The sequence below is a fragment of the Acinetobacter sp. BSP-28 genome (assembly GCF_044130285.1).
Lineage (GTDB): Bacteria > Pseudomonadota > Gammaproteobacteria > Pseudomonadales > Moraxellaceae > Acinetobacter.
Genome location: NZ_JBIQOB010000002.1, coordinates 21,850 through 44,790, shown reverse-complemented (window position 1 = coordinate 44,790; position 22,941 = coordinate 21,850). Strand labels below are relative to the sequence as shown.

Below are 22,941 nucleotides of genomic sequence, written 5' to 3'. Positions count from 1 at the left end.
TAAATCACATTAAACACACAAAGGAAAACACCATGCTCCATATGACCCATAACTACATGTTAGGACTTGCAGTACTGGTGTTTGCCTTTATTTTCTTTTACACGCCTATGGTTTATGCGTTTTTAGCCATTCGCAAACAGCAGCGTAATCAAAATAAGTCGTGAGGATATCTGTCCTATCGAACAAGATTAAAACAGTGATCGGCAAAACTTAATTTTGCTTACACAATTTAAGCGTATAGTAGACATCTTCGTTTGTGAGATGTCAGATAACAGATATAAGCATCGAAGAGAGAATTGATATGTCTATCCTAAGTTGGGACGATTTCGAAGATGATTCGCAAAAACCGGCTGCACCTGAACACAAGTCTGCGCCCGTCGAACCGCAAAAAGCGGCTCATACACAGGTGGTATCTGATGCACACAACGCACCGTCGGATGTGGCAACTGCACAACCCCTTAGAGCCACTCAAAACCGAGGATCAAATCCAACCGATTCATTGGCAAGAGCATCTTCTTCCCTAGAGAACCTTGATGTTGCTCCAGGTCTGGAAGAACTTGAAATGGGCGCTCAGCGTGTACAAGTTGATGATAAAGCCATGATCAACTGTCGTGCTGACTTGAACCAGCTTGTACCGTTCAAATACGAATGGGCTTGGCAGAAATATCTGGACGGTTGTGCAAACCACTGGATGCCACAAGAAGTCAACATGAACCACGACATCGCGTTGTGGAAGTCTGAAAATGGCTTGACTGAAGATGAACGTACCATTGTTATGCGTTCACTTGGTTTCTTCTCGACTGCCGATTCACTGGTTGCAAACAACCTGGTACTTGCGATTTACCGTCACATTACCAACCCTGAATGCCGTCAGTACATCTTGCGTCAAGCATTTGAAGAAGCGATTCATACGCATGCTTATCAGTACTGTATCGAATCTTTAGGGATGGATGAAGGCGAAGTCTTCAACATGTACCGCGAAGTACCGTCAGTTGCGCGTAAAGCCGCTTGGGGTCTGAAATACACCCAGTCTTTAAGTGATCCTACTTTCAAAACTGGCACACCTGAAAACGACCAGATTTTGCTTCGTAACCTGATCGCGTTCTACTGTGTACTTGAAGGGATCTTCTTCTACTGTGGTTTCAGCCAGATCCTGTCTATGGGCCGTCGTAACAAGATGAATGGTGTTGCCGAGCAATTCCAGTACATTCTGCGTGATGAGTCTATGCACTTGAACTTCGGTATCGATATGATCAACCAGATCAAGATTGAAAACCCAGGTTTATGGACTACTGAATTCCAGGAAGAAATCATCCAGATGATTCTTGAAGGCACCATGCTTGAAATCGAATATGCACGTGACACCATGCCACGCGGTGTACTCGGCATGAATGCTGCGATGATGGAAGAATACCTGAAGTTCATCTGTAACCGTCGTTTAGCGCAACTTGGTTTGCCTGAACAGTTCGCTGGCGTGAATAACCCATTCCAGTGGATGTCGGAAATGATGGACTTGCGTAAAGAGAAAAACTTCTTTGAAACGCGTGTAACGGATTACCAAACTGGTGGTGCGTTAAGCTGGTAATTGAAAAATTCTAAAAAAATCCCGCTCATGTAGCGGGATTTTTTATACTTAATAATTATGATAAATTGATAAAAAACAAAAACTTAAATGTGATAAAGCACCAGAACAACAATATGATAAAAAATATACATCCCGCCTAGCCACCAAATTCTCCTGAGCGTGAATTGCTTAATATCTATCCTCAGACTTATAAATTCTGCGCTGCTTTAATGATGGTCGCAGTAGTGATCATCTTGATGATCCGCTGGCCCAGCTTGGTCGAAAATAATTTTCCCTTAGGCAAAATTTTAGATTTAGTGGTGCTCTTTATTGGCGCTCTCTGGTTCTCTACAATGCGGGTTATTCTCACCACGCATCGTATTGCTCAGCGTATTCCATTCCTGAAATATCAAATTGAACGACAATATATAGAAGATATCAAAATCGTACCGGATGTAAAATCACAACAACGAATGAAGTATCCCCTGTTGTTAAAGCCTTTATTCAAAAAAACCCCACAGCATGATGATGAACATTGGCGTGAACATGGGTATTTATGGTTTAAACATCAGCAACAACACTTGAGTTTATGCTCCATACACATGGTCATACTACCCTAGCATATTTTTTCAACAGAACAGCGGCATGAACTGATTAGTGCGATTCAACATCATTGGGGCTTTGATGCCACACAAGTGGAGCACACTGTTGTACAACCAATCCAGGCTAAATATGCGAGTGAAGATATTGGCAATCGCACCCCATCGCTGATTATATTCAGTGTCCTCCTAGTAATTGCTGCGATGTTTGCCCCTGTATTTCTATTCAAGGCACAACACTTTGCTGTTGAATCTTATTTATGGGCAATTCCATTGATCATTGCGATGACCGCATTGGCATACCCTTTTATTCGGGCAGAAAATAAGAAATATCCACTCATTGGAACCATCTGTAGCGGTATTTTTTTAGGTGCTTCCCTTTATTTTGTTAACTTACAATTGAACCGTTGGTACAGTGAAGCTCACCATTCAACCCTGAACAGTATGCTTACTTTAGAAAGTATGGAAAATAATGTGCAAATTTGGCATTTACCTCCAGCTTTAGCAGCAAATGTAGGGACTGATAAAATTTATATCTCAGATCACATTTCTGGATTTAACAACCAATTACAAACGCAGCGAAAATATTATATAGAAATTAAACAGGAATTATTTCACGACTATTTTATTGATTCAGCAAGCCTGAAAAATATTCAAGTAGTAGCTGAATAGTCATATTTATATAGCAAAATAAAAATACCAATAAAAAATTCCGTTTATATGGCGGGATTTTTCATTAAAAAAACGTTATTAATACAGCAACTTGAAAACAAATAACAAGTTTGAATTTTAATCATTTCTGCTATGATGACATGCAATAACAAGACTAAATTGATAACGCATACCATAAAAATAGAGGTTAAAAATGAAAGGCAGTATCTTGGATTTTTCCATCCAGACCAACACAGGCATTATCAGTGGCGACGACCAGAACCGCTACAATTTTACCGGTGCAGAATGGCACGGACAACGCCCGCCTACTCGTGGTGATCGCGTGGATTTTGATGTTGATCAGACTGGCAGTGCAATTCAAATCTTTACCGCATTAACGCCGAGCAATCCCATACAGAATATTTCAGAGCAACTCGACAAAATCTCAGACCAAAATAAGGCTGAAGAACAATTCAATATGATTGACTGGTTTGTAAAATGCCTGAAAAACTATGCTGTATTTGATGGACGTTCACGCAGGAAGGAATTTTGGTACTTCATGTTAGCATCGATGATTTTAGGCATCATTGTACAAATCATTGACGCAATCTTAGGTACTGACAAATTACTGAATGGCCTATTAAATTTAGCCTTACTCGTGCCAAGCCTGGCTGTAGGTGCACGTCGTCTGCACGATGTAGAGCGTTCTGGCTGGTGGCAACTGCTGATCCTGACCGTTATTGGCATTATTCCGCTCATTATCTGGTGGGCTTCAGACACCAAACGGGAAAATAATCAGTGGGGACAACCTGCTAAGTAAAACAAGTAAAAAAGGGCGATCGCGCCCTTTTTAAATAATCATTTAGCCGTATTTGCGAGCAAATTCTTCATCTGAGGTACACAAGTAAATAATGAACTCGATGAAAGCCACGATTGCTGGAATGAATGTCCAGCAGAAAATCAGATAAACAATGCCCCAGCCAATTTGACCCAAATAAAATTTGTGAACCCCAAAGCCACCAAGGAAAAAAGCCAAAATTGCTGCAACAATCCTGTTTTTTTCGCCCACTTGAGTTGGAAATACTGAAGCTGAACTCAGCACATAAATATCATTGGCCTGACCAGTTCCATCCACTGTAAAATCAACGTTCTGACCCCGGGCAGGTGGAATTTTCCCACGCCAGCCTGCTCCAGAAAACTGATAACGGTTTTGATCATTTCCGCTGATAACTCCGGAATTGCTCTGAATGGAAAAATCCAATATCTGCCCTTTCATAAATCCCCTTATTTTTATTTATATTCGCTTTTAAATTATAGGGTTAATTGTACAAATTTAAAACAGGTATCAATAGGCAGCTTATTCGGAGAATATCCCACTGTCAGTACATCTAATCGTTGTTCTGTCATTTTATAAAACAGGCCAGTTAAATAACTGAATGCCAAAAGTGCTTCAAATAAAAAACCCGGACTTTTAAATCCGAGTCTTTAATAACTGGTTTAATCTGACGAGCTATATATTTATCGCAACTCGATTTGATTGATCTTTTCCAAACCCTGTATGGCAGCAGAGAAATCCAGTTGACTCGCCTCATCTTTTTCAAAGTGGGTAAATTGTTGCTGAATCAGGTGCATACTTGGAAGCTGCAAGGACTCTTGCTGAACCAAATCGATAGCAATGCCAATATCTTTTTGCAACAAATCCAGCGCAAAGGTTTTATCAAAACTTCGGTTCAACACGCGCTGTGCCATAATATTTTCAGACATACTGCTTTTACCGCTGGAATGATTAATACAATTCAAAGCTGCTGATAAATTCACACCTTTAGATTTCAATACCATTAGACCTTCTGCCAAAGCCCATAAATGGGTAGCCATCAAGGTATTGTTAATCGCTTTCACCGCAAAGCCAGAACCGCTTTCGCCGACATATTCAATGAGACCTGAAAATGCAGCAATGATCGGTCTGGCTTTATCAAAAGCATCAGCATCGCCACCAATCATCACGGTTAAAGTACCTTTTTCAGCGCCGATGGTTTGACCTGAAACCGGTGCATCCAGATATTCAACCCCTATTTTTTTTAGAGCTCGATTTAACTGTTGTGCGGATTGTGGAACACCACTGGTGCAATCAATCCAGATACTGCCGGACTTGGGAGGATGCGCTGCAATCAGCTGTTCTACATTTGCACTGGTAGGTAAACATGAAAATATATAATCTGCTTGGACTGCTTTTTCGATATCGACAGATTGCGTTTGAAAAAGCACAGAATGATGATCTGCCTTGGACTGAGTTCTGTTCCAGACCCAAACTTCATGTCCAAGTTTAGGAAGATGGGAGGCCATATGCCACCCCATTGCCCCGAGTCCAATAAATGCAATTGTCTGACTCAAAATATCCTCCTAAGGGTTAACTACAGGGGTAGCCGGGGTTTCTGTATTTTCACTGCTGGAACTGGTTTTTTCCTCACCACGATTTAAAAACAGATTCAGTACAATCGCCGCCAAAGTTGCGGTTCCAATACCGCCTAAATCGAAGATACCAATTTTTAGACTAAAGTTACCTGCTCCCATAATCAGGCTGACCGCAGCAATAATTAACGTGCTGTTTTTGGTGAAATCGACTTTGTTATCAATCCAGATTTTTGCACCGGCTACAGTAATTAAACCAAATACCATGATGGATGCACCGCCCAATAATGCCACTGGAATAGTACTAATTACGGCACCAAATTTTGGTGATAAGCCCAGTAAAATGGCGAACAGACCCGCTACAACAAAAATTGTCGTTGAATAGACTTTAGTGACTGCCATTACGCCAATATTCTCAGCATAAGTGGTCATACCCGTACCACCGACCGATGCAGACATTGAAGTACATATACCGTCTGCAAAGAATGCACGTCCCATATATGGATCAAGATTTTTGCCGGTCATGCCCGAAACCGCTTTAAAGTGGCCCAAGTTTTCTGCAACCAAAATCAGTGCAACTGGTGCAATCAATAAAATGGCATTGGCATTAAAAACAGGACTATGCAAAGTCGGTAAGCCAATCCAGGCAGCTTCAGAAACAGCACTGAAATTAATTGGTGTGCCGAAACCCATGACATTGGTCATCAGGAAATAAATAAAATAGGCAGCCACAATACCCAGTAAAAGTAATAAACGGCGCACCATTCCACGGGTAAACACGGCCACCAGGCTAATACAGATAATGGTAACCACCGCCATCCAGGTATCAAATGAACTTGCAGACACACTTTTAATAGTCACGGGTGCAAGATTCAACCCGATAATCATCACAATGGCACCCGTGACAATCGGGGGCATCAGTTTTTCAATCCAGCTGGTACCGGTTTTCATGACAATTAAACCAATACCTGCATAAATCAGACCACAGACAATAGTTCCGCCCAGCGCCAAGGCAATATTGGGGTTAGATCCCGCACCGGCATAACCGGTTGCTGCAGCAACTGCACCAATAAAAGCAAAGCTCGACCCCAGATAACTCGGCATGCGGCCGCCAGTAATCAGGAAAAATAAAATGGTCCCGATCCCGGTAATTAGAATGGTTAAGTTCGGATCGAAACCCATCAACAAAGGTGCAAGTACCGTTGCCCCAAACATGGCAAAAGCGTGTTGCAAGCCTAAAACTATACTTTTCCCCGCAGGTAAATATTCATCTACCTGTACTGGTGTTGTATCTAGATTGCCTTGGTAAGGCTTAAATTTCGGAAACCACGATTCTTTTTTTTGCATGGGTTTCCCCTCCCCTTAATTAGGATATTGGATTAATTCATGGGTTGCGGCTCACAATAAGCACGGTTGAAATACATCAATGCATTCTTGCCTTCATTTTGTTTCATTGCTTTGACCTGACAAATCAGTACATCGTGACTGCCGACCGACATGCTTTGCACTATTTCACAATCAAACGACACCAATGCATCTTCCAATACGGGCGCTTGTGTGATCAGTGTTGACCATTTTCCACGCAAGAATCGTTCCGACATTGGCGTTTTCCCACCAAAAACATTTGATAATTCAGTGTGATGTGCAGCAAGAGTATTTACACATAGTACCTGGTTGCATTTAAAGGTTTCAAATACAGACGCCGAACGGTTTAAACACACCAATAAGGTTGGCGGCGAATCAGTGACACTACACACAGCAGAAGCGGTAAAACCCGCCTGACCCGCTGCACCATCTGTGGTAATTACATTGACGGCTGCACCTAAATTGGACATCCCTTGTCTAAAAGTAGACGAAGCAATTTCTATAGGTGCGTCATCAGCAGTCATTTGAAAATTTTGCGCATGCTGTAGTAAATCTTTTGCAGACTGAACTGTCAGGATTTTGCTGTTCATCATCACCTCCATCACTGAAATTCTAATCTTGATCGTTCAAACTGAATTTCAGCTTTGTCCTTTATTGATCTCTGGTTAGATCTGTTTTCTTGAAAATTTTCTTCATTTAAACATGGGCAATAGATGCAATTTCAACTAAAGCATCCGGCTTCACCAATCCGGTTTGTACGCAATAGCGTGCCGGCTTATCGCCCGGGAAATACTCAGCATAGACAGTATTGATCGCGGCATAATCAGCCCAGTCTTTCACAAAGACATGATTAAAGGTCACGTCATCCATGCTGCCGCCTGCTGTTTCAATGACTTTTTTAATGGTTTCCAGAATGTGACGGGTTTGCGCAGCAGCATCCCCGACATGCACGACATTGTTATTTTCATCAAAAGCCAAAGTACCTGACACGTATACAATATTGTCCGCTTTGGTTGCCGGCACGTACGGTGCCAATGGTTTTCCTGTTCCTGCGGGTAAAATAATTTCTTTAGGCATGTGTTTTCCCCTATAACGACTTAAGCTGATTTTTCTAAGATGTCTGATTTGGATTGAAACGTTTCGACGAAATTCTGCGTATCGGATACCCAGCCAAAGAAGGTTTTAATGTTGTACAGACTGGCTGCATGCGCTTCCACCGGTCCTGCTTGATAACAGGCATCGTCCAGTGCTACACCAAAATACTCCAGGAAAAAGCCGTCTCTTAAAGTCGACTCGACACAAACATTGGTGGCTATACCGACAAACACCAAATTCCGAATACCTTTGCTACGTAACATGCTGTCCAGCGCCGTATTAAAGAAACCACTATAACGAGGTTTTTCAATTACGATGTCTTGAGCCAAAGGTTTGAGCTCGTCAATCAGTTCAAAGTCCCAGCCGCCTTTGGCGAGTAATTTCCCCTGTAATTCAGGATGCTTACGCATTGTTTTTAAGGCATTGGATTTATGGAAATTGGGAGAATTAACTCCTCCTGCTTCTACATACTGATCATCCCAGCCATTTTTAAAATAAATCACCTGAATGTTTGATGCATGTGCCACATCGACTGCTTTTTTGATGTTCTCCACCACCGGCTTGGTTTTTGAAACATCAAAACCCGCCAAGTCTAAATAGCCACCTTTAGAGGTATAGGCATTCTGCATGTCAATCACAATTAAAGCAGTTTGCTCGGGCGCTAGTTGAATGGCTTCCGGTTCTGCCTTTAACACTTTTCCAGTACCTGCGGCTTTGGTAAATCCTGCACAGACCACATTTTCCAAGGATTCATTTGTATTCATGCTGATTTCTCCAAATTTTGGATTTGAGTCACATCAGCTTCAATGACAATATGTTCACGGCATTTCATTAACGGTTGAATTTTTTGACCGAAATCTTCCACGCCTTGAATAAAATCATCGAAAGTTAAAAGAATGCCTTCGGTTCCGTCGATTTCACCAATTTCATCCAGCATTTTTGCGACATTTTCAAAAGAGCCGACAATGGTTCCCATGTTGATATTCACTGGAGATACACTGGATGCCATTTGGCGAATATTGGTATCGGCGCCTGATTTGGTATCTTTACTGCCTTGATTCATTAGCCAGTTAATCGCTTCGACATCTGCCCCATCGTTATAGCTTTGCCATTTTGCAAAAGCTTCTTCATCAGTTTCTGCGGCAATCACCATAAACAGCACATAGGTTTGTACATCGCGTCCGGTTTTGTCGGTATGTGCCTTTAAGCGGTCATTGATGTCTGCATAAGCTGTTGGTGTATTTAAGCCTTTCCCAAAAACAAAGTTATAGTCTGCATATTTGGCGGAAAACTCCAGTCCGGTATCGGATTGCCCTGCGCAGATGATTTTCATATCTGCTTGTGGTAACGGACTGACCCGGCAATCATCCATTTGGAAATGCTCACCTTTAAAGTCCGATTTACCCGTCGCCCAAAGCTCCCGTAAAATTTCGACATATTCAGATAAATAGTCATAACGTTTCGCGAAGTATTCATCGCCCGGCCACATACCCATCTGCTTATATTCAGGGGCTTGCCAGCCAGTAACCACATTCAGACCGAAACGTCCATTTGAAATGGAATCAATGGTCGATGCCATACGAGCTACAATCGCAGGTGGCATCACCAAAGTTGCCGCAGTGGCATAAATTTTAATTTTACTGGTGACTGCAGCAAGACCTGCCATTAAAGTAAATGTTTCGAGGTTATGATCCCAAAATTCAGTTTTCCCGCCAAAGCCACGCAGCTTGATCATCGAAAGTGCAAAGTCAAATCCATAATGTTCTGCACGCTGTACAATTTGCTTGTTCATTTCAAAACTTGGTTTATATTGCGGTGCATTTTCCGAGAGCAACCAGCCATTATTTCCGATTGGACAAAAGACGCCTATTTTCATTTCTAATACCTCTTTTTTTACCATCTGGTTATCAATATGCTTTAAGAAACAGCCTTGGGTTTGTTATAATTAATATTTAGCATATTCTATGCCAATTATTTTTAATCATTGTTTATCATATATTTATAATTTATTTATTTTATCAAATAGTAAAATACTATTTTAAAACAGTGCACCGTTATAGCAATTTTGGCTCCAAAAAAATGCATTCTTTGATAAAAAACCATACATTCATTATTTAGCAATACTGGAATTTTTAAGGTAAAAATCAATAAAAAACCGCGATTTTAGAAATCACGGTTTAATAAGAAATTTACCGGCTATGGCTATAAATAAGCCTGCTTAATTCGACAGTGAAGCAACTTTTAAAAAATGATTTTGAAAAAATTGCAGCATGGTTTTATTGAGCAATTCAGGCTCTGTGACTGTGGATGCATGTGCACCTGAAGCCAAAATGCTGAGTTGCCCATGACCAAGTCGCTGCTTTAAATTACTCGACTTGTGTACAGGAACCAAAAAATCATCCTGATTGGCAATGAAATGTAACTGGCTGTACTGCAATGCCTGCCTATGCTGATCATTGATTTTAAATTGCTGTGCTGCCTGAATTCGCTTGAGCACATTTTCTGAAGGTGGAAAATCTTCAAGTTGAACATTTTCTAAAGTTGTTAAATATTGATGATGTGTTGAAATCCATGCCGGTGGATATAGAAACAAGCCCTGTGCTCTGACATAGGCTTCTGAACCAGCAGACTTTAATAAATGAACCCGTGCTTCAAAGCATTTTCGGGTATGCGGATCAAGTTCATCCCAGGAGTTAATACAGGTCAGGCTGAGTAATTTCAGTTCCGATGAGTTTATAGCTAGCACCAGTTCCGCACCAATAAACCCGCCAATCGCATGCCCAATAAAATGAAAACACTGAATTTTTTCCCGTTTGAGAATGTCCAGCAACTGTCCCGCCATATCGGCAATTGTATAGTGATCTGGCAAAATGGAGGAATCGGCATGACAACCTTCCTGATCATACGTTAAAACATGAAAATATTGGGTGAATGCTTCAATTTGAGGTTTCCAGAAACTGGCATGCCCGCCCAGACCTGATGATAAAATTATAAAATCTACTGCTGAATTTTCTTTACAAGGATGAATTTGATAGCTCATTTTTTACCGTTCATTCAAATAATTTAAATAACAACCAGCAAAACTTGTGCCTGAAAATTTTCATAAATTTAGTCTATATAGCGATATAACCTATCAAGTTCATATTGCCATTAAATATAAAAATCCAACTATCATAGAAAACAATAAAGAGTAGCTATTTAAACAATCAACAACAGCATTTACTTTCCTATTCAAATCTCTAACAAAATAGATAAAGCTAAGCAGACTCAGAAACTTAAAATAGATGAATTCAATAAAGATGAACACAAGAAAAAATGTGTTAAAACAGGCATTAAAAATCAACATGTAACTGAATTGGAGGCAAATTTATAATAATTGAATGCAATCTCAGTCTCCCCGAGGAACAATCATTACAAAAAATAGCCATCATGCCCTTATACTTTTTTTGAAAGGTGATGATTAATGGACATACCCACTGAATATCCCTTATTTCAATGTCGTTATCTGCCCCGTTATTTAATTGGACTGATCTTTACTCCTGCCATATTTGTTGTTTTAGCACAGCACTCACTCAGCACCTACACTATGGTTCAGGATTTCAGTAGCCTGATTCAGTATTTATTACATCAATCCCTGCCGGGTTGGTTCATGCTGACTCTCGTCATCATGCTGGCATTGATTGCAATAAATATGAAATTGGTCGTCACCAGCCAAAGCATCTCCATACAAAGTTTTGGAATAAAGCTTAGCAATATGGTGCAGCGCAACAGGCTGTTAAAGACCCAACTGTACTCTTCACATACTTCAAGGTATCGTGCACTTAAGTTACTTACAACAAAAGCATTCAGCCAAGAACAACTGTGGAAAATGAGCAGTCTCGGCTTTATATTAAAACCTGAATTTCGCAAGCAATATAAAATGGCACATATTGACCTTAATATGTTCAATAAAGACAATCGACGACAACTGATCCAGGTTTTGGCGCAACACTATTATTTAGACCCCAAATTTTTTCTAGGTAGAGAACAATTTGCCAGACGGAAATTACAGCACAAATTTTAATAAAAAAGCGCTCTTGGCGCTTTTTTATCTATTCCTGTTTAAGCGGGAATACGCAGTACTTGCCCGGGAAAAATGTCATCAGCATCTTTTAACAAGGGGCGGTTAGCCTCAAATATTTTATTATATTGATTGGCATCACCATAATATTCTTTTGAAATCTTGGACAAGCTATCGCCCGATTTAACCGTATAGAATTTACTTTCCGGCGCTGGTGTAACTACCGTCATTTGATCATCTACTTTAGCCACATGATCGACATTACCTACCGCCAATACAATTTTTTCGCGGTCAGCCTGGCTTTGTACTTGTCCTTTAATGGTCGCCAAGTCGGAAGTACTATTATAGCTTACCGACAAGCCCGTAATGGGCAAACCCAGAGCTTTAATATGTCCCAGAAGCTTGTTTGCGATTTCTTGTGCAGAAGGTTCTGCTGGAGTGGTTGAAGCGGCCGGTGCTGGCTGTGGTTCTGCGGGTGCTGTATTTTTTTTACCAATACCTTTTACAAAATCAAAAAGTCCCATTGTATTTCTCCATCATTATTATTCATGCGATTTGAAATAGCGCTCTTTTTTATACATAAAATTGATACAAAGAAAGGTTGTCTTTGGTCAAGTAACCGTAAAGATATGTAATTTTAATATGCTTCTTTCATAAAATGATTTTTCAATGACTACATCTTATTAGGAAAGCTAAAATAAAAAATAGAGTTTAGCAGGTATTGGATTCATGAGTGTGGCATGGATGCCACACGTTTCCCATCACGACAAGGAAGTCGTGTATGGAAACAAAAGGTTTTTGTCTGCTTTTGACCTTTCAAAAGTAGAAGTATTGCCTATACAAAGGTATAAAAATGAAATCAATCAAATGAGGCTGTGCTGATTTTAAAAAATCCAATATTGAACATTTTTTAATTTATAAAATATATCTAATTTGTATTCGCAATAAAAAAGCCACCTAAAGGTGGCTTTTTTATATTCAGCAGAGCTGAAACAACAATTAACCTAGTTTCTTAGAAACATAGTCAATAGCTGATTGAACAGTTGTGATTTCGTTAGAATCTTCATCAGGGATAGTGATGTCAAAATCATTTTCGAAAGACATAACAAGCTCAACTAAGTCTAAAGAGTCAGCACCTAAGTCATCCATAAAAGATGCTTCGTTTTTAATCTCTTCAGCTTTAAGACCAAGTTGTTCTGCAACCGCTTGTTTGATACGTAGTTCGATATCGCTCACAGGAATTCTCCTCATTGCTTGTGGCGTTTTTAATGCCGTTAGTTTAATTGAATATATTATTTTTGCAAAGTTTATACTTGAGCTTAGCTCATGTATAAACCGCCATTTACATGTAAAACAGTACCAGTGATATAACTTGCTTTTTCGCTCGCTAAAAAACTCACGGCATTTGCGATATCTTGTGGATCACCTAAACGGTTCAATGCCACTTGATCACTCATTTTCTTACGAATGTCTTCACTTAATTGATCAGTCATTTCTGTTGCAATAAAGCCAGGTGCCACGGCATTCACGGTAATTTGGCGGCTACCCATTTCTTTTGCAAGACTACGACCAAATGCTTCTATACCTGCTTTGGCAGCAGAATAGTTAGCCTGTCCCGGATTTGCAAAGTGTGCCACAACAGAACTGATGTTAATAATGCGGCCAAAACGTGCCTTGGTCATGCCTTTTAAAACACGTTTAGACAGACGGTATACCGCTTTCAAATGAATATTGAGAATGTCATCCCAGTCATCTTCAGACATACGCAGTAACAAATTATCTTTGGTAATGCCGGCATTATTAACTAATGCAAGAACAGGACCATATTTTTGTTCAATATCTGTAACTAATGCATCAATGGCTGCCGCATCGCGCACATCGAGCAATGCACCAGCGCCATTTTCAGCAAAACTTGCAGATAATTTTTCCGCACCCGCTTCTGAAGTGGCTGTCCCCACTACAAAATAACCGTCTTGAATCAATTGCTGAGCGATGGCTGCGCCAATCCCTCTGCTCGCGCCTGTCACTAATGCAACTTTGCGTTCCTGTGTCATGCAATTTTTCCTTCAGCCACTAAAATGGCGTTTAGTGCATCTTCCATACGACTCTTGGTGTCGAGTGGGAATGCTTTATTAATATTTGGTAAACGCTTCGCAAGGTTAGCCAACACATTGCCCGGACCACATTCAACCACGTACTCCACTCCCTGATCCAGGAGGAACTGCATGGTCTTGGTCCATTGCACAGATTGATACAATTGTGCAGTCAATGCCTGACGTAATCCTGCTACATCTGTCGCGATTTCCGCGTTGACATTTTGTATTACAGGAAGGCCAGGTAGCTCAATGGCAGTATGTTCCAAAGCTTGTGCAAATTTGTCAGCAGCAGGTTTCATCAGTGAACAATGCGATGGAACAGAGACTGGTAATGCAATTGCTTTACCTGATTGCTCTTTTGCAGCAGCCATTACTGCTTCTACAGCTGCTTTATCACCAGCAATCACAACCTGACCTTGCGCATTGAAATTAGCTGCTTCAACATTGCCTTGACCAGCGGCACTCGCTTGCGCGCAAAGCTCAATCACTTGAGCATCATCAAAGCCTAAAATAGCCGCCATTGCACCCTGACCTTCAGGAACAGCATCCTGCATCAGTTTACCGCGCAAATTCACCAGTTTAACCGCATCACCCAGTGACATCGCTCCGGCAGCAACCAATGCGCTGTATTCACCCAGTGAGTGTCCTGCAAGATATTTTGGCGCCACCCCACCCAACTCTAGCCACACACGCCATAGTGCAATACTTGCGGTGAGCAGTACAGGCTGGGTAAATTCCGTTTGATTTAAACCTTCACCGCTTTGTGCGATCTGCCAAAGGTCAAAACCCACAGCTGCCGATGCTTCTGCAAAAGTTTCCGTCACGCTACTAAACTGTTCAGCCAATTCTGCGAGCATACCAACTTTTTGTGAGCCTTGACCCGGAAATACAAATGCTGTCTTCGTTGCTTGAGCGACCTGCTCGAGTTGTTTAGCAGACATAAAAAAATCCTTTAATGAAGTGCTATTATTATTCAACAACTGGTTAAATAACCAACATACACTTATGTAAGCTTATTTACGGAACGGAATTTAACACTTAATTTTTGTTTTGGTAATTGCCAAATACAACAAAAAGAGGCCATAAAAAAAGGGAGCTTAACGCTCCCATTTTTTCTACTAAGCTTGACGCTTAATACATCATCAATTATTCAGCAGATGCTTTAGCGAATAATTGGCGACCACGGTAGATACCATCTTTAGATACGTGGTGACGACGGTGAGTCTCGCCAGTAGCTTGGTCTACAGTTAATGCATTCTCGGTTAAAGCGTCATGTGAACGGCGCATGTCACGGCGAGAGCGACTTTTACGGTTTTGCTGAACGGCCATGATGGCTCCTTACAAAGATCGAAAAAATGGATCAGAACAAATTCAGTTGTCTTATACTTAACAGTATAACACAAAAATTAGTTAAGTTTACCCTTCAAACTTGCCAAAACATCAAACGGGTTATCCCGTTTTTCTTCGACAATGTTATCAGCGGCAGGCTGATGCTTATGCTCACAAACGTCATGCTTAGGAGACAAAGGCACCAACAATAACAATTCATCTTCTATCAGAGAAAGTAAATCAGCCGTCGCAGGCGCATCATAGCTACCTTTTGTCGTTGCTTCACTTTCACCTAAGACGATGAAATCAGCATCCTCATCCAAGCGCTCTATCAGTGATTCATCATCCACAAGCGCTAAATGAAAGTCTGAAACGAGAGGGATTTCAACAGAATTCAGACAACGCTGACATTCCATTGGCACTTTCGTTTCAACATGACCATCTAACCATACGATACGATGATACGCATCCATTGATAGCTTACAGTCTATGTTGATCAATTGATTATCAATTGACCCAACAGCTTCACGGGAAATTCGAACAAAGCGAGACAATGGCAGTGTACCTGACCATGTAAAACCTTGTTCAGCCCATTTAAACGGCTCAATCTGTGCCGGAAAGGTATTTGCTGACATAATTAAGGCGGCAATTCTACAAATTCATCGGTACTCTGTCAAAGATTAAGATACAATTTTGTACTTATTTAGACAGATCATTTGGGTAATACAAGTCATGCATCAGTTGCAGCCGCAACCTGAAGTCACCACTTCATTACAGTTAACCACTTATTCAACCTCAAGTTCTGCTGTTTATATTGACCCTGTGCAACTCTCACCTTGGGCCAGTTTGCAAACGGAAGTTCAACAAGTAGACTGGCTTATACTACACTTTAATCACTGGTTTTCCCACTTAAATGTGCGTTTAGTCAAAGGTGATTTTGAACCTGAATATTTCCCGGCAACGGAAGATGCCCCTGCCCGCATTCAATTTGCCCATGGTTTCTTTAATAGTGCCCTGCATGAAATCAGTCACTGGACCATTGCCGGTGATCAAAGACGTCTATTACCCGATTTAGGCTATTGGTATGCGCCAGATGGACGCAGCGCAGAACAGCAGGCTTTATTTGAACAAGTGGAAATCAAGCCGCAAGCCATTGAATGGATGTTTGCCAAGGCCTTTGAGCGGAAGTTTCGCGTTTCCCTAGATAACCTGACCGGTGATGGCGGTAATGGCAGCACGTTTAAAGACAATGTCTTTGCTCAAGTACAACGTTATTTTTCAGGTGAAGCAAAGCTTCCACGCGATGCTGCACACTTTATCGCATGTATCTGTGCCTGCACCCGGGGTGGCAAAACATTACAAAGTGACGAGTTTCGACGTGACATGCTGGATTAAATTACACAAAATCATCAAAGTCTGATTGCAAGACTTTGTAAAATCAACAGATAATGTCTAATAACAAATCAGGGGAGAATAAATATGCTGCATTTAAGAGTACATCCTGATAATCCTCAACCGCGCCTGATCACTCAGGCAGTAGAACGTATTCGCGCCGGCGATGTCGTGGTTTACCCAACCGATGCCGCTTATGCCATTGGCTGTCAGATCGGCAATAAAAATGCAATGGAACGGATTGCGCAGATTCGTGGTCTCGGTCCAAAACATCAATATGCTATTCTTTGTTGTGACTTATCCGACATTGCCACTTATGCCAAAGTGGACAATGCCATGTATCGTCTGCTAAAAAACAATACCCCGGCAATCACCACTTTTATTCTGCCGGCGACCAGTGAAGTGCCTAAACGCTTGATGCACCCGAAAAAGAAAACGATTGGTTTACGCGTACCAAGCAACCCTGTTTGCCAAATGTTACTCAAGGAATTAGGAGAGCCGCTTTTAACTAGCACTCTGATTCTTCCCGGTCAGGATGAACCTTTAGATGACCCTTATGACATTGAACAACAGCTGGAAAAGCGTATTGATGTATTTATTGATAGCGGATTGGGGACCTTAAGTACCACCAGCATTGTGGATTTATCGGGTGACAATCCTGAAGTGATCCGTCGTGGTGTAGGTGATGTGAGCGCTTTTGAGTAAGCGCTTGATTCACCGCCCCTAAAAAAATAAATAAAGATGTTGAGAAAAGTTCAATGGACTTATTTCATGTATTGCTCAATATCGACCAGTTCTCTGAAGAATACACCATCTATGTTCAGCGCCCCTGGACATTAGAATCGGAAGCTCAGGTTACTCAAGTTATTTGCCATCTGGATGATCATGCAAAAACAATCACAATCGACCACCAAGTTTTTGAATATTTTCTTGATGTTTCCATTATAGATGAACTCATGATTCAGTTTGCCCATCAAAGTTTATGTCTTAGAGATCAATGCCAACACATCATTGAATTTGCGATGGCAACTAGGCAACGGAAATAAGTTCAACCATTACAGTATCGCATATAAATCCACAAAGTTTTTTAGCTGAACTTTCTGTTGTCCATTTTGATCAAAATTATCTGCATTGAACCAAGCCTTATAGGCTTTTTCCAATTCAGGCCACTCTTCATCCAGAATTGAAAACCAGGCCGTATCGCGATTACGACCTTTGGCAATACGGTCTTGGCGAAAGGTTCCTTCATACTGAAAGCCAAAGCGTAAAGCAGCTCGTTTAGACGGCAGATTCAAATCATCGCACTTCCATTCCACACGGCGAAAACCCTGCTTAAAACACCCCTGCAACAGCAAATAAATCACTTCTGTCGATGCAGTAGACTGTTTCATTTGATGGGAAAAATAAACATTGCCGATTTCAATAACATGATCTGCAGAACGCTGGTTCAGCAAGCCCACCCACCCCACAATCATGTGATTAATCTCAATTAAATAATGGGTCGAATTTTTAAAACCGAAACTATTTTCTAAAGCAATCTGCAACTCCGCCTCATTTACAAAACCTGAATAAGGTAAATAGGTCCAACAACTGCGATCGACCTCGCTATTTACACATTGCCAAATTTGCTGCATCCGCTTCGGGTCAAGTAGTGCTGAAGACAGCAGCTGCAAGGTGGCATGCTTGCCATACAGGGTTTTTGCTAAAAAATTGACAGGTAAGGTATTCGTCAATGGCATACCAACAAATTGACCATATTCATTTTCTTGTACTTTTTGATTGTCTTTCATGACAGATGAAATCTCTTTTTATTGGCTTTCATATTGCCTATTTTTTTTGTTTTATTCTATTTAGAACTTGATTTTATTCTCTTTAAAATTTTGTTTTCTTCAGGATATAGGACTAAATACACATCGTTCATACATTGCTTTTATTTCTCTCCCGGAAAGAAAAATAAAGAATGTAGTGATCAACAAGGATGAAAGAAGCCTAGTGAGATAGAGGGTTTTTTATGATCAAGATTTAAACATGCAATCCAATACATGAGTCAAAAAATCAAACTGAATCAAACCTAAGCAATTTCACATAATCAATTTGCAAAAAACCTTAGTTAATTTCAGGTTTTTTTGTATTTGTTGACTTAACTAATTTATTTGAAGTCAAATTTCCATTACACTAGCGCTTACTAATTTACGTGCTTTTTCTTTCGATGCGAGATCGAGGCAAAAGCATCTTCTGCATGCCTTTGAAAATTCGCGTGGCCTAAAACTGCAATGAATCAACCTATCCATGATCCTATGGAGCCAAGCTCACATATCCGCGTTATGGATGAGTGGCAAGATACGATTCCAGAGGATTTATACATTCCTCCTGCTGCATTTGAAATTCTGCTAGAGCATTTCGAAGGTCCACTCGACTTCCTGATTTACCTGATTCAAAAAAGTGGTTTCGACTTATTACAGCTCGATATCGCACCCATTGCCGCACAGTATTTATCTTACATGAATGCCATGAAGTCCTTGAATATTGAACTGACGGCAGATTATATGGTGATGGCCGCCTTATTGGCCGACCTGAAATCACGACTGTTGCTGCCAAAACCAAGCTCCAGCGTTATTGTTGAAAAAGATCCCAAACAAGAACTGATTGACCGGCTTGAAACTTACTTAAGAGTGAAACAGGCGGCTGAACGTCTAGGTCAAATGCCTGTACTGGAACGTGATACCTTTCCGAGCAATGTCAGTCTGGGTCATGTGGCCCAAAACAACGAAGGCTATGATGTCAGCCTGCTACGCGATGCCCTGTTTTGTGTATTTAATCGACCGGAACCGATTACCCATCAGATTCAGCAAGAACCGGTGTTGCTTGAAGAGCGCATCGCCTTTATTGAAAGAAAAATTGCCTCTGGTGAGGTTTTGCAGTTTGAAGCACTGTTACGTCCAATCCAGGGGCGTATGGGCATGGTGGTTACGTTTATGGCTATTTTAGAGCTTACTCGCCAACAAAAAGTGACTATTATTGCCACCGGTATTGAAGCCCCACTGGCGATTCAGGGAGTTCAAGCATGATGGATAATCAAGCGACCACTTTATCTGTGGCGGAAAATCAGCATGAAGTGCTGATGCAACTGGAAGCCATTATTTTTGCCAGTGAAACAGCAGTTTCGCTTGCACGTTTGAAAGAAGCATTCCAAAATCAATATAATAAACAGGAATTGCGTCAGCTGTTACAACAACTCGCCATGCTACAACATGGCAGATCAATTGAACTGGTAGAAACCGCACAAGGGTTCCGTTTCCAGGTTCGGGCAAAATATCGCAATATCATTACCCAGGTGTGGCCGGAACGACCAACTCGTTTATCACCCACCCTGCTCGAGACCCTTGCTGTGATTGCTTATCATCAACCAGTAACCCGGGCAGATATTGAACAGATTCGTGGAGTTTCAAACAATAGTCAAATCCTTCGATCATTGTTTGACTGGAACTGGATTAAAGAATCCGGTTTTAGAGAACTCCCGGGAAGACCCGCGTTGTTAGTTACAACGCCACAATTTTTAAATGCTTTTGGCCTGGCGTCTTTAGGTCAATTGCCTCCCCTGCAGGATGCCAAGGAAGCTTTTATGGCGCTCGATGCTCACGCAGCGAAGTCGTAGATAGGTGAACTGTTGATGATAATTTCTAAGGTTATGCTGTCATGAGTGAAAAATTACAAAAGGTGCTTGCACGTGTAGGTTTGGGTTCTCGCCGTTATATGGAAGAAGTCATTGCCGCTGGTCGTGTAAGTATCAATGGACGCGTTGCCCAAGTGGGCGAACGCATTGAACCGGGTGATGAGCTTCGCATCGATGGTCGTAAAGTCCAATTCCAGATTGAAGACGAAATTCGTCGTCGTGTTCTAATTTACTATAAACCAGAAGGTGAAATTTGCTCACGCAATGATCCTGAATCACGTCCTACCGTATTTGAACAATTGCCTGCAATTGCCAATGATCGCTGGGTGATGGTCGGCCGTCTGGATATTAACTCAACCGGTCTTTTACTGTTCACGAATGATGGTGAATTGGCCAACCGCCTGATGCACCCATCAAATGAAATTGAACGTGAATATGCCGTTCGTGTTATGGGTGAAGTAACGCCACAAATCAAAAACAACATGCTTAAAGGCGTGGTTTTAGATGATGGTCCGGCAAAATTTGAATCATTCTCTGAAATTGGTGGTGACGGGATTAACCGTTGGTATCAAGTGGTGGTAAAAGAAGGTCGTAACCGCGAAGTGCGCCGTATTTTCGAATCTCAAGGTTTAAAAGTAAGTCGCCTGCTTCGTACCCGTTACGGTACCGTGATTTTACCGCGTGAACTTCGTACCGGCCGCTGGATGGAGCTGGATAAAGCCGACATCGACAACCTGACCAAATCTGTTGAGTTGAAACCGCGTCAAGGTACTGGTTTATTCGGTATGGCAAAACGCCGTACTGAACGTATGCAAGAAAAACCAATGGCTGCACGTCGTGGTGGTTATTTACGTCAGCAACGCCGTGACAGCGAAGAAGGTGAAAACCAGAGCCCAATGGCCTATGCACAGCGTGATCGTCGTGAAAACCAGAATGGTTATGCGCAACGCCGTGATAATAATGGCAATAGTTTTGCCCAACGTGAACGTCGTGACGGCAACAATGGCAACGGTTTTGCCCAACGCGGCGAACGCCGTCAGGATGGCAACCAAAATACTTATGCTCAACGTGAACCGCGTCAAGGCAATAGCTATGCACAGCGTGAAAACCGCCCTGACAACTTTGGCAATCAAGGTACTTATGGCCAACGTGAACGTCGTGATGAAAATGCACCACGCAAACCATTTGGCAATAAAAGCTTTAAGAAATTTTAATTTTTAAAAGCTTTCCTTGCAAATCAAAAGCCACTCGATTGAGTGGCTTTTTTATCACTGACTTTTTTGAGATAGCATTAGGATAAAACTGGAATATCAATCCACTGTGCATTGGGAAAATGCTTCGCCAAATAGCCTTTAAGATAGTCTGCTGTGTCTTTAGAAATGAGTTCATCTTGTGATTGATCATTCAAATTATACGCTAATGCATACAGTTCCAACCCGCGGCTTTTTAAGGCTTCTAAACTTAAAATCGTATGATTAATACTGCCCAAACGCCCAGAACTCACCAGAATCACCGGAAGTTTTTGCTGCGCAATATAATCAATTGTTAACAGTTCCGTGGTCAAAGGCACCATTAAACCGCCTGCACCTTCCAGTAACACCACTTCGTATTTTTCAGTTAATTGCCGGGTTGCATTTTCAATTTTCTGAAAATCAATTTCACGGCCATCAATTTTCGTCGCCAAATGTGGCGAAGCCGGATAAGTAAAAATTTCCGGCATGGTGAGTTTAGTTTCATCTTCTGGAAACCAGCCCATCTGCATAATTTCACGATGCTGTTCAATATCTTCAGAAATATCGGTATTCCCAGTTTGAACCAGTTTCTGGGTAATCGTTTTCTTGCCTTGCTCATTCCATAACTTGGCCAGATAACCCGTGGTAAAGGTCTTGCCTATACCGGTATCGATGCCACTGATAAAATAAACGGGTGCTGTCATGACGTGCTCCGTGCAATGCAATAAATAGGATGATAACTGAGCTGATATTGGCGCTGACCAGTCTGATCAAGCTCTGAAAACTGCTGATAATCCTGATAAAATTGCTGTAAAGACTGTTTGCTCCAGCGATGCTGCGATGCTGTTGCAGTCACACCGGTGGCCTTTAAATGTTGCAGCACTTCTTTGGGAGAAGAAAAATTCAACATTTCCAAACTTTCTTCGAGCTGCAAAATTTCAAAACCCTGTTGGATTAACTTGTCCTGAATGGCTTCAATTGGAAGATAATCCAGCCCCTGCCCAGTCAAAGTCTTAATTTCTTTTAAATTTTCCTGACCAAATGTGGAAAAACACAAATAACCTGCGGGTACCAAGGCTTGGGCACATTTTTTGAAAATTGCGTCCAAATCACAAATCCATTGCAAGGCAGAACTGGAGGCAATCAGGTTTAGAGAGGAGGGAAAGTCGAGTTGCTCAATATCGCCAATCTGCCATTCAAGGATTGGATTGGGCTGAAAATGCTGCTGAACTCGCGGATAAAGGTCATTTAAAAACAGTGTGTTCATATCAAAATTTTGCAGCAATAACTGGCTTAAATTCCCCGATCCACAGCCAATCTCAAAGACCCGCTCCAAACTTTTTTGAGGCAAATATTGCTGCATTAATTGCAGGAGATGCTGGCAAATCTTTTTTTGCACTATGGCCTGTGCCGTATAACTTTTCCCCGCTTTTTCAAAACGCTGTGCGACCTGAGATTTATCAATATTCACGGCAG

General features: G+C 41.4%; 28 protein-coding genes and 1 pseudogene. 12 read left to right on the top strand and 17 right to left on the bottom strand.

Going from position 1 to position 22,941, the window contains the following annotated elements:
* Positions 1–32: 32 nt before the first annotated feature.
* From ACE01R_RS01585 to ACE01R_RS01565, 5 genes are all read left to right on the top strand, one after another.
* Complete coding sequence (locus ACE01R_RS01585) at positions 33–164, top strand: preprotein translocase subunit YajC (protein ID WP_086196044.1); 132 nt, start codon at positions 33–35, stop codon at positions 162–164.
* 137 nt (positions 165–301) lie between these two features.
* Positions 302–1,585 carry a ribonucleotide-diphosphate reductase subunit beta gene (locus tag ACE01R_RS01580; RefSeq protein WP_395544474.1) on the top strand — a complete coding sequence of 428 codons (1,284 nt, stop codon included), beginning with the start codon at positions 302–304 and terminating at the stop codon, positions 1,583–1,585.
* 209 nt (positions 1,586–1,794) lie between these two features.
* Positions 1,795–2,184, top strand: coding sequence for a hypothetical protein (locus ACE01R_RS01575; RefSeq protein WP_395544471.1), 390 nt, complete (start codon positions 1,795–1,797; stop codon positions 2,182–2,184).
* Between the two features lie 75 nt (positions 2,185–2,259).
* Positions 2,260–2,835 carry a hypothetical protein gene (locus tag ACE01R_RS01570; protein WP_395544468.1) on the top strand — a complete coding sequence of 192 codons (576 nt, stop codon included), beginning with the start codon at positions 2,260–2,262 and terminating at the stop codon, positions 2,833–2,835.
* Positions 2,836–3,028: 193 nt separating this feature from the next.
* Positions 3,029–3,634 (top strand): DUF805 domain-containing protein, encoded by a 606-nt coding sequence (locus tag ACE01R_RS01565; protein WP_395544467.1) that lies wholly within the window; start codon positions 3,029–3,031, stop codon positions 3,632–3,634.
* 42 nt (positions 3,635–3,676) lie between these two features.
* Here the strand turns inward: ACE01R_RS01565 and ACE01R_RS01560 are convergent, their stop codons facing one another.
* The 8 genes from ACE01R_RS01560 to rutD form a co-directional block, all read right to left on the bottom strand.
* Positions 3,677–4,090, bottom strand: coding sequence for a TM2 domain-containing protein (locus tag ACE01R_RS01560; protein ID WP_395544458.1), 414 nt, complete (start codon positions 4,088–4,090; stop codon positions 3,677–3,679).
* A gap of 242 nt (positions 4,091–4,332) precedes the next feature.
* The gene (locus tag ACE01R_RS01555) at positions 4,333–5,205 is read right to left on the bottom strand and encodes an NAD(P)-dependent oxidoreductase (RefSeq protein ID WP_395544453.1); all 873 of its coding nucleotides are present in this window, start codon (positions 5,203–5,205) and stop codon (positions 4,333–4,335) included.
* Between the two features lie 9 nt (positions 5,206–5,214).
* Complete coding sequence (rutG, locus tag ACE01R_RS01550; protein ID WP_395544451.1) at positions 5,215–6,570, bottom strand: pyrimidine utilization transport protein G; 1,356 nt, start codon at positions 6,568–6,570, stop codon at positions 5,215–5,217.
* Between the two features lie 32 nt (positions 6,571–6,602).
* Entirely contained in the window at positions 6,603–7,112 is a 510-nt protein-coding gene (gene rutF, locus ACE01R_RS01545; protein ID WP_395545204.1) for an NADH-dependent FMN reductase RutF, read from the bottom strand.
* A gap of 172 nt (positions 7,113–7,284) precedes the next feature.
* The gene (rutC, locus tag ACE01R_RS01540) at positions 7,285–7,665 is read right to left on the bottom strand and encodes a pyrimidine utilization protein C (RefSeq protein ID WP_131289406.1); all 381 of its coding nucleotides are present in this window, start codon (positions 7,663–7,665) and stop codon (positions 7,285–7,287) included.
* Positions 7,666–7,685: 20 nt separating this feature from the next.
* Positions 7,686–8,447 (bottom strand): pyrimidine utilization protein B, encoded by a 762-nt coding sequence (gene rutB, locus ACE01R_RS01535; RefSeq protein ID WP_395544450.1) that lies wholly within the window; start codon positions 8,445–8,447, stop codon positions 7,686–7,688.
* Positions 8,444–9,559, bottom strand: a complete 1,116-nt coding sequence (gene rutA, locus ACE01R_RS01530) for a pyrimidine utilization protein A (protein ID WP_395544449.1) — start codon at positions 9,557–9,559, stop codon at positions 8,444–8,446. Before rutA ends, rutB begins: the two co-directional genes overlap by 4 nt.
* Before the next feature lie 342 nt (positions 9,560–9,901).
* Positions 9,902–10,723, bottom strand: coding sequence for a pyrimidine utilization protein D (gene rutD / locus ACE01R_RS01525; RefSeq protein ID WP_395544448.1), 822 nt, complete (start codon positions 10,721–10,723; stop codon positions 9,902–9,904).
* A gap of 423 nt (positions 10,724–11,146) precedes the next feature.
* On the opposite strand from rutD, the gene ACE01R_RS01520 reads away from it, so the two are divergent.
* Positions 11,147–11,746, top strand: coding sequence for a hypothetical protein (locus tag ACE01R_RS01520; RefSeq protein ID WP_395544447.1), 600 nt, complete (start codon positions 11,147–11,149; stop codon positions 11,744–11,746).
* 38 nt (positions 11,747–11,784) lie between these two features.
* Here the strand turns inward: ACE01R_RS01520 and lysM are convergent, their stop codons facing one another.
* The 6 genes from lysM to ACE01R_RS01490 all read right to left on the bottom strand — a co-directional run bounded on the left by lysM (position 11,785) and on the right by ACE01R_RS01490 (position 15,803).
* A complete protein-coding gene (lysM, locus tag ACE01R_RS01515; RefSeq protein WP_395544443.1) occupies positions 11,785–12,267 on the bottom strand; it encodes a peptidoglycan-binding protein LysM in 483 nt (160 codons plus the stop codon).
* A gap of 475 nt (positions 12,268–12,742) precedes the next feature.
* Positions 12,743–12,979 carry an acyl carrier protein gene (acpP, locus tag ACE01R_RS01510; RefSeq protein ID WP_004651013.1) on the bottom strand — a complete coding sequence of 79 codons (237 nt, stop codon included), beginning with the start codon at positions 12,977–12,979 and terminating at the stop codon, positions 12,743–12,745.
* Between the two features lie 83 nt (positions 12,980–13,062).
* Entirely contained in the window at positions 13,063–13,797 is a 735-nt protein-coding gene (fabG, locus tag ACE01R_RS01505; protein WP_395544437.1) for a 3-oxoacyl-ACP reductase FabG, read from the bottom strand.
* A complete protein-coding gene (fabD, locus tag ACE01R_RS01500; protein WP_395544431.1) occupies positions 13,794–14,780 on the bottom strand; it encodes an ACP S-malonyltransferase in 987 nt (328 codons plus the stop codon). Before fabD ends, fabG begins: the two co-directional genes overlap by 4 nt.
* A gap of 205 nt (positions 14,781–14,985) precedes the next feature.
* On the bottom strand, positions 14,986–15,168 hold the full coding sequence (gene rpmF / locus ACE01R_RS01495; RefSeq protein ID WP_004279227.1) for a 50S ribosomal protein L32: 183 nt from the start codon (positions 15,166–15,168) through the stop codon (positions 14,986–14,988).
* A gap of 77 nt (positions 15,169–15,245) precedes the next feature.
* The gene (locus ACE01R_RS01490) at positions 15,246–15,803 is read right to left on the bottom strand and encodes a YceD family protein (RefSeq protein WP_395544425.1); all 558 of its coding nucleotides are present in this window, start codon (positions 15,801–15,803) and stop codon (positions 15,246–15,248) included.
* 97 nt (positions 15,804–15,900) lie between these two features.
* Here ACE01R_RS01490 and ACE01R_RS01485 point away from each other — a divergent pair, with 97 nt between their 5' ends.
* The 3 genes from ACE01R_RS01485 to ACE01R_RS01475 all read left to right on the top strand — a co-directional run bounded on the left by ACE01R_RS01485 (position 15,901) and on the right by ACE01R_RS01475 (position 17,606).
* Entirely contained in the window at positions 15,901–16,563 is a 663-nt protein-coding gene (locus ACE01R_RS01485; RefSeq protein WP_395544420.1) for an elongation factor P hydroxylase, read from the top strand.
* Positions 16,564–16,647: 84 nt separating this feature from the next.
* Complete coding sequence (locus tag ACE01R_RS01480; RefSeq protein WP_395544417.1) at positions 16,648–17,265, top strand: L-threonylcarbamoyladenylate synthase; 618 nt, start codon at positions 16,648–16,650, stop codon at positions 17,263–17,265.
* Positions 17,266–17,318: 53 nt separating this feature from the next.
* Positions 17,319–17,606: a hypothetical protein gene (locus ACE01R_RS01475; protein WP_395544411.1), complete on the top strand. Its 288-nt coding sequence runs from the start codon at positions 17,319–17,321 to the stop codon at positions 17,604–17,606.
* 9 nt (positions 17,607–17,615) lie between these two features.
* Here ACE01R_RS01475 and ACE01R_RS01470 read toward each other — a convergent pair whose 3' ends face one another.
* Positions 17,616–18,350, bottom strand: coding sequence for a GNAT family N-acetyltransferase (locus ACE01R_RS01470; RefSeq protein WP_395544407.1), 735 nt, complete (start codon positions 18,348–18,350; stop codon positions 17,616–17,618).
* Positions 18,351–18,833: 483 nt separating this feature from the next.
* On the opposite strand from ACE01R_RS01470, the gene ACE01R_RS01465 reads away from it, so the two are divergent.
* The 3 genes and pseudogenes from ACE01R_RS01465 to rluB form a co-directional block, all read left to right on the top strand.
* Positions 18,834–19,628, top strand: coding sequence for a segregation and condensation protein A (locus ACE01R_RS01465; RefSeq protein WP_395544406.1), 795 nt, complete (start codon positions 18,834–18,836; stop codon positions 19,626–19,628).
* Positions 19,625–20,215: an SMC-Scp complex subunit ScpB gene (gene scpB / locus ACE01R_RS01460; protein ID WP_395544397.1), complete on the top strand. Its 591-nt coding sequence runs from the start codon at positions 19,625–19,627 to the stop codon at positions 20,213–20,215. The genes ACE01R_RS01465 and scpB overlap by 4 nt, the downstream gene beginning before the upstream one ends.
* 41 nt (positions 20,216–20,256) lie before the next feature.
* Positions 20,257–21,111 (top strand): annotated as a pseudogene (gene rluB, locus ACE01R_RS01455) (23S rRNA pseudouridine(2605) synthase RluB); the annotation flags it as partial.
* Between the two features lie 413 nt (positions 21,112–21,524).
* Here the strand turns inward: rluB and bioD are convergent.
* Positions 21,525–22,169: a dethiobiotin synthase gene (bioD, locus tag ACE01R_RS01450; RefSeq protein WP_395544393.1), complete on the bottom strand. Its 645-nt coding sequence runs from the start codon at positions 22,167–22,169 to the stop codon at positions 21,525–21,527.
* Entirely contained in the window at positions 22,166–22,936 is a 771-nt protein-coding gene (bioC, locus tag ACE01R_RS01445) for a malonyl-ACP O-methyltransferase BioC (RefSeq protein WP_395544392.1), read from the bottom strand. The genes bioD and bioC overlap by 4 nt, the downstream gene beginning before the upstream one ends.
* Positions 22,937–22,941 lie beyond the last annotated feature (5 nt).

Bases quoted from the DNA above. Each gene is read 5' to 3' on its own strand.
- ACE01R_RS01475 (WP_395544411.1), top strand. From the start codon at position 17,319: ATGGACTTATTTCATGTATTGCTCAATATCGACCAGTTCTCTGAAGAA.
- scpB (WP_395544397.1), top strand. From the start codon at position 19,625: ATGATGGATAATCAAGCGACCACTTTATCTGTGGCGGAAAATCAGCAT.
- ACE01R_RS01565 (WP_395544467.1), top strand. From the start codon at position 3,029: ATGAAAGGCAGTATCTTGGATTTTTCCATCCAGACCAACACAGGCATT.
- ACE01R_RS01585 (WP_086196044.1), top strand. From the start codon at position 33: ATGCTCCATATGACCCATAACTACATGTTAGGACTTGCAGTACTGGTG.
- rutC (WP_131289406.1), bottom strand. From the start codon at position 7,665: ATGCCTAAAGAAATTATTTTACCCGCAGGAACAGGAAAACCATTGGCA.
- ACE01R_RS01480 (WP_395544417.1), top strand. From the start codon at position 16,648: ATGCTGCATTTAAGAGTACATCCTGATAATCCTCAACCGCGCCTGATC.
- fabG (WP_395544437.1), bottom strand. From the start codon at position 13,797: ATGACACAGGAACGCAAAGTTGCATTAGTGACAGGCGCGAGCAGAGGG.
- ACE01R_RS01520 (WP_395544447.1), top strand. From the start codon at position 11,147: ATGGACATACCCACTGAATATCCCTTATTTCAATGTCGTTATCTGCCC.
- ACE01R_RS01485 (WP_395544420.1), top strand. From the start codon at position 15,901: ATGCATCAGTTGCAGCCGCAACCTGAAGTCACCACTTCATTACAGTTA.
- ACE01R_RS01490 (WP_395544425.1), bottom strand. From the start codon at position 15,803: ATGTCAGCAAATACCTTTCCGGCACAGATTGAGCCGTTTAAATGGGCT.
- rutG (WP_395544451.1), bottom strand. From the start codon at position 6,570: ATGCAAAAAAAAGAATCGTGGTTTCCGAAATTTAAGCCTTACCAAGGC.
- ACE01R_RS01560 (WP_395544458.1), bottom strand. From the start codon at position 4,090: ATGAAAGGGCAGATATTGGATTTTTCCATTCAGAGCAATTCCGGAGTT.
- ACE01R_RS01575 (WP_395544471.1), top strand. From the start codon at position 1,795: ATGATGGTCGCAGTAGTGATCATCTTGATGATCCGCTGGCCCAGCTTG.
- fabD (WP_395544431.1), bottom strand. From the start codon at position 14,780: ATGTCTGCTAAACAACTCGAGCAGGTCGCTCAAGCAACGAAGACAGCA.
- rutF (WP_395545204.1), bottom strand. From the start codon at position 7,112: ATGACTGCTGATGACGCACCTATAGAAATTGCTTCGTCTACTTTTAGA.
- rutD (WP_395544448.1), bottom strand. From the start codon at position 10,723: ATGAGCTATCAAATTCATCCTTGTAAAGAAAATTCAGCAGTAGATTTT.
- bioD (WP_395544393.1), bottom strand. From the start codon at position 22,169: ATGACAGCACCCGTTTATTTTATCAGTGGCATCGATACCGGTATAGGC.
- ACE01R_RS01580 (WP_395544474.1), top strand. From the start codon at position 302: ATGTCTATCCTAAGTTGGGACGATTTCGAAGATGATTCGCAAAAACCG.
- rpmF (WP_004279227.1), bottom strand. From the start codon at position 15,168: ATGGCCGTTCAGCAAAACCGTAAAAGTCGCTCTCGCCGTGACATGCGC.
- rutA (WP_395544449.1), bottom strand. From the start codon at position 9,559: ATGAAAATAGGCGTCTTTTGTCCAATCGGAAATAATGGCTGGTTGCTC.
- ACE01R_RS01470 (WP_395544407.1), bottom strand. From the start codon at position 18,350: ATGAAAGACAATCAAAAAGTACAAGAAAATGAATATGGTCAATTTGTT.
- ACE01R_RS01465 (WP_395544406.1), top strand. From the start codon at position 18,834: ATGAATCAACCTATCCATGATCCTATGGAGCCAAGCTCACATATCCGC.
- lysM (WP_395544443.1), bottom strand. From the start codon at position 12,267: ATGGGACTTTTTGATTTTGTAAAAGGTATTGGTAAAAAAAATACAGCA.
- rutB (WP_395544450.1), bottom strand. From the start codon at position 8,447: ATGAATACAAATGAATCCTTGGAAAATGTGGTCTGTGCAGGATTTACC.